Raw genomic sequence first — 13,768 nt, 5'->3', positions numbered from 1 at the left:
ATATAGGAATCCGCAAGTGTCATCGCGGCAAAATCCTGGCAAAAATCAGCACCATCATGTCGCTTTCGTGGAGGAACTGTGGCCAAAAAAACACGCTCCCGCGACAGGACGGCGGCGACGGCCGATTGGCCGCGGCCAACTTCGGCACGTCCATTTCCAAATTAACTCTGAAATGGAATGACATTCTAACACCCCGGCCGGAACCGGAAGAACCTTCGTTTCATTATACGACTGACTTGATAGAGTTAAGACAGAAAACAGGAGGGTTCCCTATGCAGACACCACGGCTCACCCGGCTCCTCGCAGCGGCGGTCATGGCAGGCAGCTTCGCGATCGGAAGCATCGCTCCGGCATTCGCAGATCAGACGCTTCTTAACGTTTCCTACGATCCGACCCGCGAATTGTATAAGGATTTCAACGCCGCCTTTGCCGCCAAGTGGCAAAAGGACAGCGGTGAAACCGTGACGATCCAGGCATCGCATGGCGGTTCCGGCGCCCAGGCCCGCTCCGTCATCGACGGCCTCGACGCCGATGTCGTGACACTTGCCCTCGAAGGCGATATCGACGCCATCGCCAAGGCGACCGGCAAGATCCCGGCCGACTGGAAGACCAAGTTCCCCAACAATTCGACGCCCTATACGTCGACCATCGTCTTCCTCGTCCGCAAGGGCAACCCGAAGGGCATCAAGGATTGGGGCGATCTGGTCAAGGACGACGTGCAGGTCATCACCCCGAACCCGAAGACATCGGGCGGCGCCCGCTGGAACTTCCTGGCCGCCTGGGCATGGGCCAAGCAGGCGAATGGCGGCGACGAAGCCAAGGCGCAGGACTACGTTGCGAAACTGCTGCAGCACGTCCCAGTTCTCGATACCGGCGCTCGCGGCGCCACGACCACCTTTGTCCAGCGCGGCCTCGGCGACGTGCTGCTCGCCTGGGAAAACGAAGCCTATCTTTCGCTTGAAGAGCTCGGTCCCGACCAGTTCGAGATCGTGACGCCGGCCTTCTCCATCCGCGCCGACCCGCCGGTTGCCATCGTCGACGGCAATGTCGACAAGAAGGGGACGCGCAAGGTCGCCGAAGCCTATCTCAACTACCTCTATTCGGACGAAGGCCAGAAGATCGCCGCCAAGCACTACTATCGGCCGACCAAGCCGGAAGCCGCGGATCCCGCCGACATCGCCCGCTTCCCGAAGCTGACCCTCGCGACCATCGACGACTTCGGCGGCTGGAAAGAGGCGCAGCCGAAATTCTTCGGCGACGGCGGGGTATTTGACCAAATCTACAAGCCGGCCCAATAATAGACTTCATGAAAGCACATAGCCCCACGCGGTGGCGGTTCAAACGGCCGAGCGTCATTCCGGGTTTCGGAATGGCGCTCGGCTTTACCTTGACCTGGCTCACCCTTCTGATCCTCATCCCGCTCTCGGGCCTTGCCGTCCGGTCGAGCGCGCTTGGCTGGGAGAAATTCTGGTCGATCGCACTCGATCCGCGCACGCTAAACGCGCTGCGCATCAGCTTCGGCAGCGCCTTCATCGCCGCAATCGTCAATGCCATTTTCGGCATCATCCTCGCTTGGGTGTTGGTGCGTTACCGCTTTCCCGGCAAGCGGATCATCGATGCCATGGTCGACCTGCCCTTCGCGCTGCCGACCGCCGTTGCCGGCATCGCCCTGACGACGCTCTATGCGCCGAACGGCTGGATCGGCCAGTTCCTGACGCCGCTCGGCATCAAGATCGCCTTCACGCCTGCCGGCATCGTCGTGGCGCTGATCTTCGTCGGCCTGCCCTTCGTGGTGCGCACCGTGCAGCCGGTCATGGAGGAGATCGACAAGGAAGTGGAGGAAGCGGCGGCAACGCTCGGCGCCAATCGCTTCCAGACGATTTTCCGCGTGTTGCTGCCGGGGCTGGCGCCCGCCGTGCTCACCGGCTTTGCGCTCGCCTTCGCCCGCGGCGTCGGCGAATACGGCTCGGTCATCTTCATCGCCGGCAACCTGCCGTTCAAATCGGAGATCGCACCGCTGCTGATCGTCATCAAACTCGAAGAGTATAATTACTCGGCGGCGACCGGCATTGCGGCGATCATGCTGATCATCTCGTTCGCCATGCTGCTCGTCATCAATCTCATCCAGAGCTGGAGCAGGCGGAGGTACGGCTATGGCGCTTGATGCGACCGCTCAACCGGCAAAGCTGCGGTCGGTGACCACCGAAAACAGGATCGCGCGCTACAGCCTCATCATCCTCTCGCTCGTCTTCCTGCTGCTGATCCTGCTTCTGCCGCTCGCGGCCGTCTTCGTGGAAGCCTTCCGCAAGGGAGCCGGCCCCTTTCTCGAGGCGCTCGCAGACGCCGAAACCTTCTCGGCGATTCGCCTGACGCTGATCGTTGCCGGCGTCAGCGTACCGCTCAACCTCGTCTTCGGGGTTGCCGCCGCCTGGGCAATCGCCAAGTTCGAGTTCAAGGGCAAGGCCTTCCTGACGACGTTGATCGACCTGCCCTTCTCGGTTTCACCCGTCATATCGGGCCTGGTCTTCGTCCTGCTGTTCGGCGCCAATACCTGGCTTGGCCAGTGGTTCAGCGCGCACGACATCAAGATCCTGTTTGCGGTGCCGGGGTTGATCCTCGCCACCATGTTCGTCACCTTCCCCTTCGTCGCCCGCGAGCTGATCCCGCTGATGCAGGAACAGGGAACGGCCGACGAGGAGGCAGCCCTTTCGCTCGGCGCCAGCGGCTGGCAGACCTTCTGGCACGTGACGTTGCCGAATATCAAATGGGGCCTGCTTTACGGGGTACTGCTCTGCAACGCCCGTGCCATGGGCGAATTCGGCGCCGTCTCGGTGGTATCAGGCCACATCCGCGGCCAGACGAACACCATGCCGCTGCAGGTGGAAATTCTCTATAACGAGTATAATTTCACCGGCGCTTTTGCGGTCGCCACGCTTTTGGCCTTGCTCGCGCTCGTAACTCTTGTTTTGAAGACGCTGCTGGAAATGCGCTATAGCGCCGAAATCGCCGCCAGCCGGCGGCACTGAAGGATTTGGAATGGAAGTACGCGTTCAAAACATTCGCAAGGAATTCGATCGTTTTCCGGCGCTGCACGATGTCTCGCTCGACATCCGCTCCGGCGAGCTGATCGCACTGCTCGGTCCTTCGGGCTCCGGCAAGACGACATTGCTGCGGCTGATCGCCGGCCTCGAAAGCCCGACGGAGGGGCTGATCTTCTTCGGCGACGAGGATGCCTCGAAGAAATCAGTGCAGCAGCGCAATATCGGCTTCGTCTTCCAGCACTATGCTCTTTTCCGCTACATGACCGTGCTCGAAAACGTCTCCTTCGGCCTGAAGGTTAGAAACAGTGCGCGGCGGCCGCCGAAGGCCGATATTCGCAGGCGGGCGCTGGAACTGCTCGACCTCGTCCAGCTTTCCGGTCTGGAAAAGCGCTACCCGGCCCAGCTTTCGGGCGGACAGCGCCAGCGTGTGGCGCTCGCCCGCGCCATGGCCGTCGAGCCGAACGTGCTGCTGCTCGACGAACCCTTCGGCGCGCTTGACGCCCAGGTGCGCAAGGATCTGCGCAAGTGGCTGCGCGATATTCACGACCGCACCGGACACACCACTGTCTTCGTCACCCACGACCAGGATGAGGCGCTGGAGCTTGCCGACCGCGTCGTCGTCATGAGCCAGGGCGCGATCGAACAGGTCGGCACGCCGGACCAGGTCTACGACAATCCGAATTCTCCCTTCGTCTTCGGCTTCATCGGCCAGTCGAACTGCCTTGAGGTCGAGATATCGGACGGCGACATTCGTTTCGACGGTCGCTCGCTCGGCCTCAATGCCGATGGCGAACCGGATGGCGCGGCACAGCTCTACTTCCGCCCGCATGACGTCAGGCTCTGCGAATCAGCTGAAAACTGCATCGCCGGCCAGCCGGTCTCCAGCCGCCGCGTGGCAGGCACCCGCCATATCGAATTGGATATCGGCAACGATCGCCCGCATATCGAGATCGAATTGCCGCCGAGCGAGGCCGACAGGCTTGACCGCAACCGGGTGGCCTTCAAGCCGACCCGCTGGAAACTGTTCCGCAGTTGATGGAGATGGGCGGCGACCGACTGCGCCCGTGCGTCTTTTCGAGAGCCGCAAAGGAGCTATAACACTTTGAATTCCTGCTTGATTTTATCCCTAAATCGATTCTGATTTAAGGAATATGCAGGAGGTCACCGCCGGAATCGTATTTGGCGAGAGTCCCTCGGGTTTTTTTGTGATCTAAGGTTGTTTGTATTTCACTCATATGACGAGTAAAACGTTTACGCTTAATCATTTAGGGCTGGACTAATCCCATAGGAGGCACCTGGCGTTGAGGGCGGAGATTTCCTTTGGAAAATCCCTGATCGGGATTTTTTTCGTAGGACTGGCAGCGGCAAGCTGCACGACGACATCGAAACCGGCGGCAACGGCGGCGAACACCAAGACGAAGCAGGGTCAACCGGCAAAAGTCACGTTCAATTATACGGCCAAGGATCGGGACTGCCTGCAGCGCGCGATGTATTTCGAATCGCAGCATTCGGACGAGGACGGCTACATGGCTGTCGGGACAGTTGTCATGAACAGGCTCACCTCCGGCGCCTATCCCCCTTCCATCTGCGGCGTCGTGGCCCAGAAGAGGCAGTTCGCGCCCGGCGTGATGACGCGCGAAGTCAAGCCGCAGGCGGAAACTGAGCTTGCGAGCGCGGCCGATGCGATCCTTGTCAAGGGCGCACGCCATCCTGAGGTGAAGAATGCGATGTTCTTCCACACGAATGGGCTGAAATTCCCCTACGACAACATGCACTATGTGACGGTTGCCGGCGGCAACGCCTTCTATGAGAAGCGCGACTCCAACGGCATGCTTCAAACGCCGCCGCCGCTGCCCTCCTACGAGGTGGCGATGAACTACGTGCCCGGCGAAAGCATGCTGCCGCCGCAATTCGAGGCTCTGATACCCTCGGCGGTTCCCGTTCCTCTGCCGGCTCCGGACCCCATGTCTACGGCGAGCACGGCGCAGATGCAGATCACTGCACCGGTGACCGTGCCGGAAACATCGCCGGTAACATCGGTCGAGCCCGAGCCGGGAATCCCCATCGCGATCCCGACGCCCCGGCCCGCCTATGACAGCGTGATGCTGCGTGAAAGCCTTCCGGCGAACGGCGGTTAATCAACCGCCCTTCCGGTTTAAAAGTTAGGTGGAAGCCGCCTTTGTTTCCGCGCAATTCCGGACACAAAACCGCTGCGCACTTTTGCTGGAATTGCTTTAAGCGCGCTCTTCCCAGACCTTTGCGAGCTCCACGATCGTTTTGACGGCCTTTTCCATATCCTGGCGGCTCACCCATTCAAGCGGCGAGTGGAATGCATGGCCGCCGGCGAAAATATTCGGGCACGGCAGTCCCATGAAGGAAAGACGCGAGCCATCCGTGCCGCCGCGGATGCTGCCGCGCACCGGCGTCATGCCGGCCCGGCGCACCGCCTCGATGGCGTTGTCGACGATCTCCGGATGACGATCGAGCACCACCTTCATGTTGCGATACTGCTCCTTCACCTCATAACGATAGGTCGAGCCGGGATAGGCAGCCATCACGTCCTTGACGATGGCTTCGAGCATCTCCTCCTTTTCCGTCAGCCCCTTGTCGGTGAAGTCACGGATGATGAGGCTCAGCGACGCCTTCTCCATCGAGCCGGTCACGCCGGTCGGATGGATGAAACCCTGCTGGCCTTCCGTGGTCTCGGGGGCAAGATCCCTCGGCAGCCGGTCGATGATGGCGCCGGCGATCTTGATGGCGTTTTCCATGCGGTCCTTGGCGAAACCGGGATGGATTGCCACACCTGATATGCTGATCTCGACGCCGTCGGCCGAGAAGGTCTCATCCTCGATATGGCCTGATGTCTCGCCATCCATCGTATAGGCGAAGTCGGCACCGAGTTTCTTCAGGTCGACCTTGTTGACGCCGCGCCCGACTTCCTCGTCGGGCGTGAACAGGATCTTGATCGTCCCGTGCTTGATATCAGGATTGTCGACGAGGAACTGGGCGGCGGTCATGATCTCCGCCAGTCCCGCCTTGTCGTCGGCGCCGAGCAATGTCGTTCCATCGGTCGTGACGATATCATTGCCAATCTGGTTCTGCAGTTCCGGATGATCGCTGACGCGGATCACCCGGCCTGTGTCGCCGGCAAGCTTGATATCGCCGCCGGCAAAATTCCTGATGATCTGCGGCTTGACATTAGTGCCGCTGAAATCGGGTGCCGTATCCATGTGCGAGCAGAAACAGATGACCGGCACCGTCTTGTCGCTATTGGCCGGAATAGTGGCGTAGACATAGCCGTGTTCATCGAGATGCGCGTCCGCAAGACCGATCTTCAGCAACTCATCGACCAGAACGCGGCCGAGATCCTTCTGCTTGCCCGTGGTCGGCTGCGTCGACGAGGCAGGGTCGGATTGCGTGTCGATAACGACATAACGGAGAAAGCGGTCGAGAACAGTGTCGGTCATGGCATCCAATCCAGCAAGATCACACGGACGATATAGTCCTCCTGGGTGATGCAGCAAAAGATTTTTCCGGCTCGCAGCACGTGAGGAATGTCGTTCAATCCATTTCATGCGCCGCTGTCGGGCACCGGAACCGAGACCACATGGGAAACCAGCCTGCCGTCGCTGACCTCATGCACGAGGAAGGACGGAGCGTCGATCACCGAAAGATCGGCACGGCCTTGCAGCAGAAGCGGATTGGGCGGGCAAAGGGAGCCGCAGGTCTGGACAGAGATCGATCCCAGCCGGCCAAATGCGGGTCGGTGAACATGGCCGCAAAGAATCGCCAGCGGTAGCCTGTCCATCGCCTCCAGTGTGCTGAGAAGCGCACTCTCGTTCCTGCATCCGACCCGGTCCAGCACCTCGATGCCGATCCTCAATGGCGGCTGATGCATGAAGAGAAGCGAGGGCGTCGTCACGTCCGCAAGCGCGCTCATCAGCCACGGCAGATGCGGCAGGACGTCGCCGTAGCTCTGGCCGGCGACGGTCACATCGACACCGAAGAGGGTCAGCCCACCGACGGCTGTCCGGAAATGCATCGGTCCCGTCGCATTGATCCACGTGCCGACGGCGGCCAGTTCGGAACGCATCAATTGCAGATCGTCACCGTTGCCCGGCAACAGGTGGACAGGGCAGTCCAGCGACCGCAAGTTTTCGGCGACAAGGCGATAGCCGTGCCGCCATCCGTCATCTACCAGATCTCCGGTGACAACAAGTGCATCCGGGCGGACCGTCTTCAGCCACGCTATCGCTCGCTCCAGCGTCCGCAGCGACGAAAGGTCCGGCCTCGCATGGATATCGGCTATCTGCGCAACAAGCATGTTCTGCCTCCCCGCCCCTGCCGGAGACACTATGCCAAAACCGATAGCAACGAGCCACCAGCCCAGCGGCTCAATCGACGCGTTTTCCCTCGACATCGAACACGTGCAGATATTGGGCGGGGAAGGCCACATTGACCTTCGGCCCCGCCTTCAGCGCGTCGCGGTTCAGCGTGAAGATCTTGAACGGCAGACCATGCAGGGCAAGATGCAAGATGATGCCGAAACCCGTGGGCTCGACGAGTTCCACATCCGCGGCAAGCCCCGCCCCACCGTCGCTCATCAGCACATGCTCCGGCCGGATGCCGAGCGTCACCTTTGCGCCATCTGAAAGCGGCAGAGGCTTTGCAAGCGGCACGATCGTGCCTTCCTTCAGCTTCACGCCGCCGGCATCATAGGTGGCCTCGAGGAAATTCATCCCCGGCGAGCCGATGAAGCCAGCAACAAAAAGATTGGCGGGGCGGTCGTAGAGTTCCAGGGGACTGCCAACCTGCTGGACCACCCCACCATGCATGGCGACGATCCGGTCCGCCAGCGTCATTGCCTCGATCTGGTCGTGGGTCACGTAGATTGAGGTCGCCTTCAGGTCGCCATGCAGTTTCTTGATTTCGGCGCGCATCTGTTCGCGCAGGCGCGCATCGAGGTTCGACAGCGGTTCGTCGAACAGGAAGGCTTTTGGCTGGCGCACGATGGCGCGGCCCATGGCGACGCGCTGTCGCTGGCCGCCGGAAAGCGCCTTCGGCCTGCGTTCGAGCAGCGGATCGAGGCCGAGCTTGGCGGCAGCCGCGGCCACCGCGCTGGCGATTTTCTCCTTCGCCACCTTCCGCAGCCTGAGGCTGTAGCTCATATTGCCGGCGACATTCATATGCGGATAGAGCGCGTAGGACTGGAACACCATGGCGATGTCGCGATCCTTGGGATGCAGCTCGTTCACCCTGACGCCGGCGATGCTGATCTCGCCTGATGTGACCTCCTCCAGCCCGGCGATCATCCGCAGCAGCGTGGACTTGCCGCAGCCGGACGGACCGACGAGCACGACGAATTCGCCGTCCTGGATTTCCAGGTCGACGCCATGCAGCACCTGCACATGGCCATAGGCTTTGTGGATATTCCGGATATCGATCGATGCCATTTGTTTAACCCTTGACCGCGCCGGCCGTCAGGCCCTGGACGAGATAGCGCTGGATGAGGAGGAAGAAGAGGCCGGCCGGAATGAGCGCCATGACGCCCGCCGCCATCATCTGGCCGAAATCCACCGAGAATTTCGAAACGAAGGTGAGAAGTCCGACCGGGAAGGTCGCCGCGTCATTGCCGTTGATCAGCATCAGCGCGAAGAGCAACTCGCTCCATGCGGCAGTGAAGACGAAACCGAGTGTGGCGGCGATCCCCGGCAGCGTCAGCGGCAGGATGATCTGGCGAAACGCCGTGAACTGCGTCGCCCCGTCGATCTTCGCCGCCTCTTCGAGATCCCTCGGAATGCCGTCGAAGAAGGACTGCATCAGGAAGGTGGCGAAAGGCACATTGAAGGCGGTGTAGACGATGACGAGCCCGGTCAGGCTGTTGGTCAGATGTAAGGGCGACAGGATCTTGAAGATCGGCGCCACCAGCATGACCAGCGGGAACATCTGGGTCAGCAGCATCAAGGCGACGATCCAGTATTTTGCCCGGAAATTGAAGCGTGACAGCGCGTAGCCGGACAGCGAGGCGCAGATCGTCACGGCCACCGCCGTCGAGGCCGAGACGATCAGGCTGTTCTTGAAAAAGGTCGGAAAGGCGCTGTGGCGCAGCACGAAGGCATAGTGATCCCATGTCGTGCGCGACGGCCACATGCGAACGCCCTCGCTATAGAGCAGGTCGTTCGGCGTCACCGAAACCTTGAGCAGCCAAAACAGTGGAAAGAGCGAAAAGGCGATGTAGCAGAGGATCGCCAGACGGTGTGCGATGGTCGGAATGACGGATCGTCTCATGGCCTCAATCCTTATTCAGCAGCGTCTGCCGGAGCAGGATGATCAGCATCGAATAGGCAAGCAGCAGCACGAGCAGCACCAGCGCGATCGCCGAGGCATAACCGAAATCGAGCCGCCGGAAGGCCGTCGTGAAGATGTAGCTGGCGACAATCTGCGTCCGGTCCGCCGGCCCGCCACTGGTCATGACGACAATCAGATCGGCGAAGTTGGAAATCCACACGGTGCGTAGCAGCACGGTAATGGCAATCGTTGGCGCCAGAAACGGCAGGGTGATCGAGCGGAAGCGCTGGAACCAGCCGGCGCCGTCGATCGATGCCGCCTCATAGAGATCACGCGGGATCGCCTGCAGCGCCGCAAGCAGCGTGATGGCGAAGAAGGGAATGCCCCACCAGACATTGGCGACGATCGGCCCCCACATGGCATAATTGGGATCGGAGAGGATATTGCCCGGCTCATGCATCAGCCCGAGGCCGAAAAGCCAGTGCGGGATCGGCCCGATCACGGGATTGAACAGCCAGGCCCAGTTGAGGCCGGCGAGAAAGGACGGCACGGCCCAGGGCAGGAAGACCAGCGCCTGCGCGATTGCCCTGCCTTTGAACGGCTTGTCGAGCAGCAGCGCCAGGATCAGCCCGAAGACGAACTGCAGGACGACGGAGGCGCCGGTCCACCACAGCGTGTTCCGAAGCGCGCCGTAGAAGGCGGCATCGCCTGCAAGCTCGCGGAAATGATCGAGCCCGATGAAGCCGCCGGAAAACGGATTGAGCAGCTGGATATCGCGGAAGGCGTAGGAGATGCCGACGGTCAGCGGCACCAGCATCACCGCAATGATCAGGATCAGCGACGGCGCGCTGTAGAGATAGGGCTCCGAAGCATCGGCAACGCGACGCAGCCACGGCCTGCGGTCGCGGCGCATGTCGAGCGTATCGGCGGAAATGGTCATCAGCCAGAAGTTCCCGTTCGCGGCGTTCATGCGCCGTCTGTATCATCAAAGAAGCGACGGCGGCCCCGTCTCGAGGAGCCGCCGCCGTCGATCCGTCGCTTATTTCTTGGCGAGGAACTTCTGCTGCGCCTTGGTGAGATATTCGGCCCACTGGTCGGCCAGATCCTTCGCCGAGATATCGCCGAGCAATGCTTGCTGCGAGGTCTTGATCGCCAGCGAATCCTTGAAGAAGGCGAATTCCTCGAGGTAGGTCGGCATGACTGTCGGTACCGTGTTCGGATCTGCCAGTTCCTCGAACCAGCCCTTGAACTGGTCACCGGCGTAGAAGGGATCCTTCTCGGCCGCCGTATAGGCCGGCAGGGCGCCGATGCGCTTGTTCCACTCAAGATTACCTTCCGGCCCTTCGAGGGTGGCGATCAGCTTCCAGGAAAGATCCTTGTTGCCGCTGGTCGCGAACATCGACCAGCCGCCGTAACCGATCGTCGGGAAGGACTTGCCGTCCGGACCCTTCGGCAACGGTGCGACACCGAAATCTTCCTTCTTCATGCGCTCGGCGATGGCGATCAGCGCGTCCGGGTCCTGGTCGAGGAAGGCGCAGGTGCCGGAATAGAAGCCGGCGACGACTTCGTTGAAGCCCCAGTTGACGCTGTCCTTCGGCGCGTAACCCTTCTTGTAGAGATCGACCATCCATTCGATGCCCTTGGCCCAGCCCGGGCTGTTCATCGTCGAGGTTCCGTCGTCGTTGAAATACTTGTTCGAGCCGGCCATCGAGGCGGCGAAGATCATCCAGCCGTTGAGGCCGCCCGGTCCGCCGCGCATGCAGTAGCCGTATTTGCCGGGCAGTTTGGAAACCTTTTCCGAAGCGGCAGTAAATTCTTCCATCGTCTTCGGCGGCGCGGCGACGCCGGCTTCGGCAAGCAGCTTCTTGTTGTAGAACATCGCCCTGAGGTAGAAGCCGTAGGGCAGCATATAGGCGGTGTTCTTGACGTCGCGGCCGAGTTCGAGCGCGCGCGGCGTCAGTTCCTTGGTGTGCTCCCACTTTTCGAGGTAGGGCTCCAGGCTCTCGAGCATGCCGTTATTGGCATAGAGCGACAGCCAGGTATCGGGCATCTCCATCACATCGGGCACGTCGCCGGCAGACACCATGGTCGCGAACTTCTGGAACGCTTCGTTCCAGGGCAGCGATATGATGTCGACCTTGGTGCCGGGATTGGCCGCTTCGAATTTGCCGACGATCGATTTCAGCGTTTCGGTGCGCTCCGGGCTGGTGATGACTTCGACAAGCTTGAGCGTGGTATCGGCGAAGGCCGTACCCGCCATCATCGAAGCAAAGAGCGTCGAGATTATTAGTTTTTTCATGGCTCAGTTCCCCCTTGTTAGGTCTCTCTCGGGTTTCAGGATTGTGAGGCGGCGGCGAGCGCCTCCTCGATATCTCTCCACAAAGCCTCGGTTCCTTCGAGGCCGACATGGAGACGTACGGATCGCGCATGAATGCCGAAGGCATGTGCGGAATTTGGCCGTGCCTTCTGCTGAAGCACCACCTCGCCCGGTACGATCAGGCTTTCATGTCCACCCCAGCTTACACCCAGTTTGAAGAGCTTGAGGTGATCGGCGAAGGTGCGGATATCGACGCCCTCGCGGAATATGAAGGAAAACAGGCCCGAGGTGCCGTTGAGCCCGGTGGGCAGACGGTTGGCGAGCCCCGGATGGCAGACCGTCTCCACGACCTCGAGCTTCTGCAGGCGCCTGGCGATTTCGAGGCCGGATGCCTCGTGGGCCCTCATGCGCAGCGGCAGCGTGCGCAACCCGCGGATCAGGAGCCAGGCGTCGAACGGCGAAAGCTTGCCGCCAAGATAGGGATAGGCCTCGGCCTTGACGCGCGCGATCATCGCCTGCGAGCCGGCGATGACGCCCGCCACCACATCGCTGTGGCCGCCGAGATATTTCGAGGCCGAATGGATGACGAGATCGACGCCGAGCGTCAGCGGCCGCTGGAAGAACGGGCTTGCCCAGCTATTGTCGATCATCGAGACGACGCCGTGTTGTCTGGCGAGTGCGGCGAGCGCGCCGACGTCATGCGCCTCCATCACCCAGCTCGTCGGGCTTTCCATGTAGAAGAGCTTGGCGCCGGGCAGCGCCTTGGCGACCGCTTCCTCGTCACGCCCGTCGACATAGGTCACCTCGATCTTCATCCGTTTCAGGATGGTGCCGAATAGGCGAAAGGCATCGGGATAGACATGCTTGACGGCGACGATGCGGTCGCCCGGCTCGACGAAGCTTAAGACTGCCGACGAGATCGCCGCCATGCCGCTTGCAAAACCCAGCGCATCCTCGGCACCTTCGAGCTTGGCGAGCATTTCTTCGAAGGCACGCACCGTCGGGTTCAGGCCGCGCGTATAGATCGGCCGCACCTTCTCGCCGCGATAGGAGGCGATCATGTCGTCATAATCGGAAAAGGTGAAAAGGGAGGTCTGGAAAATCGGCGGCACGACGGCGTCGGCGAAGTTGCCTTCGTCATGCGCGGTGATGAGGGAAGCAAGATCGAACGGTTCTGCGCCGTTGCTCATTTGGACATTTCCTTGATGTCTTCCTCGACGATATCGAGAATTTTCAATGTTTCGGCACGCGCCGCTTCGGGATCCCCGGCAGCGATCGCGTTAAAAAGGGTGCGGTGAAAGGGAAAGGACCGGCGCGCGAAATCCTGCCGGTCGAAGGGATGCTCCCAGAAACGCTCGAAGGTCTCGCGCATTTGCTCGAGAAGCTGGCGAAACAGCGGATTGTGGGCGGCGTCATAGACGGCGAGATGGAAGGCCAGATCCTCCGGCCCGGAGGTGCCCTTCTCCAAGTGCACCCGCTCCATCGCGTTCAGCTTTTCCTCGATGACGACGAGGTCCTTTTCGGTGCGCCGCCGCGCCGCGACCATGCCCGCCTCGCATTCGATGCCGCGGCGGACCTCCAGCGTCTGCAACAGCACGTCGCGCAGATGAACCGTGTCGAACGACAGCGGCATGTGGATCGTCGCCCTGGAAACCGGCTTCAGCAGATAGGTGCCGCTGCCCTTGCGCGTCTCGATGACGCCGAGCGCCTGGAAGTGGCGGATCGCCTCGCGAATGGTCGAGCGGCCGACGGCAAGGGCTGCCATCAGCTCGCGCTCGGCCGGCAGCCGGTCGCCCGCCTTCAACCTGGCTTCCTCGACATAATCCGCCAGCGCATCGGTCACCTGACGCGCGCGGTCCATGACCGGAAGCGGCCGGATCACCGGCCTGTCGCTACGATTTGCCTTCATGGTTCCCCATTTTCTTACAGGCAGTCAGGTCCTTAGAATTGGTCTGACATCTTAGCATTTCTCAAAGGGAGGAAAGCGTCAAGGGGTGTTTGTTCGCAGGTTGGCCCGCCGTTCCACAATTCCCTTTGCACCTCCGAAATGGTCTCAAAGCACATGATCCGATGTCCTCCATCGGTAACGAGAGACCTCGACACGCGATGTGGCTGGTCTACC

Annotated in this window: 13 protein-coding genes; 5 read left to right on the top strand and 8 right to left on the bottom strand. The window is 61.0% G+C overall.

Annotated elements, in window-relative coordinates; genetic code table 11:
- The first annotated feature begins 272 nt into the window (after positions 1 to 272).
- From V8P77_RS09735 to V8P77_RS09715, 5 genes are all read left to right on the top strand, one after another.
- Positions 273 to 1,298: a sulfate ABC transporter substrate-binding protein gene (locus V8P77_RS09735; protein ID WP_335912076.1), complete on the top strand. Its 1,026-nt coding sequence runs from the start codon at positions 273 to 275 to the stop codon at positions 1,296 to 1,298.
- A gap of 8 nt (positions 1,299 to 1,306) precedes the next feature.
- Positions 1,307 to 2,164, top strand: coding sequence for a sulfate ABC transporter permease subunit CysT (gene cysT / locus V8P77_RS09730; RefSeq protein WP_335912075.1), 858 nt, complete (start codon positions 1,307 to 1,309; stop codon positions 2,162 to 2,164).
- Positions 2,154 to 3,026 (top strand): sulfate ABC transporter permease subunit CysW, encoded by an 873-nt coding sequence (gene cysW / locus V8P77_RS09725; RefSeq protein WP_065283806.1) that lies wholly within the window; start codon positions 2,154 to 2,156, stop codon positions 3,024 to 3,026. Before cysT ends, cysW begins: the two co-directional genes overlap by 11 nt.
- A gap of 10 nt (positions 3,027 to 3,036) precedes the next feature.
- Positions 3,037 to 4,077: a sulfate/molybdate ABC transporter ATP-binding protein gene (locus V8P77_RS09720; RefSeq protein WP_335912073.1), complete on the top strand. Its 1,041-nt coding sequence runs from the start codon at positions 3,037 to 3,039 to the stop codon at positions 4,075 to 4,077.
- Positions 4,078 to 4,342: 265 nt separating this feature from the next.
- Positions 4,343 to 5,179: a cell wall hydrolase gene (locus V8P77_RS09715; protein WP_335912072.1), complete on the top strand. Its 837-nt coding sequence runs from the start codon at positions 4,343 to 4,345 to the stop codon at positions 5,177 to 5,179.
- A 96-nt stretch (positions 5,180 to 5,275) separates the two neighbouring features.
- On the opposite strand, the gene pepT is transcribed toward V8P77_RS09715, so the two are convergent.
- The 8 genes from pepT to V8P77_RS09675 all read right to left on the bottom strand — a co-directional run bounded on the left by pepT (position 5,276) and on the right by V8P77_RS09675 (position 13,555).
- Positions 5,276 to 6,508, bottom strand: coding sequence for a peptidase T (gene pepT / locus V8P77_RS09710; protein ID WP_335912071.1), 1,233 nt, complete (start codon positions 6,506 to 6,508; stop codon positions 5,276 to 5,278).
- Between the two features lie 104 nt (positions 6,509 to 6,612).
- Entirely contained in the window at positions 6,613 to 7,365 is a 753-nt protein-coding gene (locus V8P77_RS09705) for a metallophosphoesterase (protein WP_335912069.1), read from the bottom strand.
- A 70-nt stretch (positions 7,366 to 7,435) separates the two neighbouring features.
- The gene (locus V8P77_RS09700) at positions 7,436 to 8,494 is read right to left on the bottom strand and encodes an ABC transporter ATP-binding protein (RefSeq protein ID WP_335912068.1); all 1,059 of its coding nucleotides are present in this window, start codon (positions 8,492 to 8,494) and stop codon (positions 7,436 to 7,438) included.
- Between the two features lie 4 nt (positions 8,495 to 8,498).
- Positions 8,499 to 9,329, bottom strand: a complete 831-nt coding sequence (locus V8P77_RS09695) for a carbohydrate ABC transporter permease (protein ID WP_335912067.1) — start codon at positions 9,327 to 9,329, stop codon at positions 8,499 to 8,501.
- 4 nt (positions 9,330 to 9,333) lie between these two features.
- Entirely contained in the window at positions 9,334 to 10,269 is a 936-nt protein-coding gene (locus V8P77_RS09690) for a carbohydrate ABC transporter permease (RefSeq protein WP_072642039.1), read from the bottom strand.
- A 99-nt stretch (positions 10,270 to 10,368) separates the two neighbouring features.
- The gene (locus V8P77_RS09685; protein WP_335912066.1) at positions 10,369 to 11,628 is read right to left on the bottom strand and encodes an ABC transporter substrate-binding protein; all 1,260 of its coding nucleotides are present in this window, start codon (positions 11,626 to 11,628) and stop codon (positions 10,369 to 10,371) included.
- A gap of 35 nt (positions 11,629 to 11,663) precedes the next feature.
- Positions 11,664 to 12,836, bottom strand: coding sequence for a PLP-dependent transferase (locus V8P77_RS09680; protein WP_335912065.1), 1,173 nt, complete (start codon positions 12,834 to 12,836; stop codon positions 11,664 to 11,666).
- Entirely contained in the window at positions 12,833 to 13,555 is a 723-nt protein-coding gene (locus tag V8P77_RS09675) for a FadR/GntR family transcriptional regulator (RefSeq protein WP_335912063.1), read from the bottom strand. The genes V8P77_RS09680 and V8P77_RS09675 overlap by 4 nt, the downstream gene beginning before the upstream one ends.
- Positions 13,556 to 13,768: the final 213 nt, after the last annotated feature.

The sequence above is a fragment of the Rhizobium aouanii genome (genome assembly GCF_037002925.1).
In the GTDB taxonomy this organism is placed as follows: domain Bacteria; phylum Pseudomonadota; class Alphaproteobacteria; order Rhizobiales; family Rhizobiaceae; genus Rhizobium; species Rhizobium aouanii.
This window is presented reverse-complemented; position numbering and strand designations above follow the sequence as displayed.

What these genes read in the sequence shown, in the direction of transcription:
- V8P77_RS09735 (WP_335912076.1), top strand. Translation starts at nt 273, where the DNA reads ATGCAGACACCACGGCTCACCCGGCTCCTCGCAGCGGCGGTCATGGCA.
- cysT (WP_335912075.1), top strand. Translation starts at nt 1,307, where the DNA reads ATGAAAGCACATAGCCCCACGCGGTGGCGGTTCAAACGGCCGAGCGTC.
- cysW (WP_065283806.1), top strand. Translation starts at nt 2,154, where the DNA reads ATGGCGCTTGATGCGACCGCTCAACCGGCAAAGCTGCGGTCGGTGACC.
- V8P77_RS09720 (WP_335912073.1), top strand. Translation starts at nt 3,037, where the DNA reads ATGGAAGTACGCGTTCAAAACATTCGCAAGGAATTCGATCGTTTTCCG.
- pepT (WP_335912071.1), bottom strand. Translation starts at nt 6,508, where the DNA reads ATGACCGACACTGTTCTCGACCGCTTTCTCCGTTATGTCGTTATCGAC.
- V8P77_RS09705 (WP_335912069.1), bottom strand. Translation starts at nt 7,365, where the DNA reads ATGCTTGTTGCGCAGATAGCCGATATCCATGCGAGGCCGGACCTTTCG.
- V8P77_RS09700 (WP_335912068.1), bottom strand. Translation starts at nt 8,494, where the DNA reads ATGGCATCGATCGATATCCGGAATATCCACAAAGCCTATGGCCATGTG.
- V8P77_RS09695 (WP_335912067.1), bottom strand. Translation starts at nt 9,329, where the DNA reads ATGAGACGATCCGTCATTCCGACCATCGCACACCGTCTGGCGATCCTC.
- V8P77_RS09690 (WP_072642039.1), bottom strand. Translation starts at nt 10,269, where the DNA reads ATGACCATTTCCGCCGATACGCTCGACATGCGCCGCGACCGCAGGCCG.
- V8P77_RS09685 (WP_335912066.1), bottom strand. Translation starts at nt 11,628, where the DNA reads ATGAAAAAACTAATAATCTCGACGCTCTTTGCTTCGATGATGGCGGGT.
- V8P77_RS09680 (WP_335912065.1), bottom strand. Translation starts at nt 12,836, where the DNA reads ATGAGCAACGGCGCAGAACCGTTCGATCTTGCTTCCCTCATCACCGCG.
- V8P77_RS09675 (WP_335912063.1), bottom strand. Translation starts at nt 13,555, where the DNA reads ATGAAGGCAAATCGTAGCGACAGGCCGGTGATCCGGCCGCTTCCGGTC.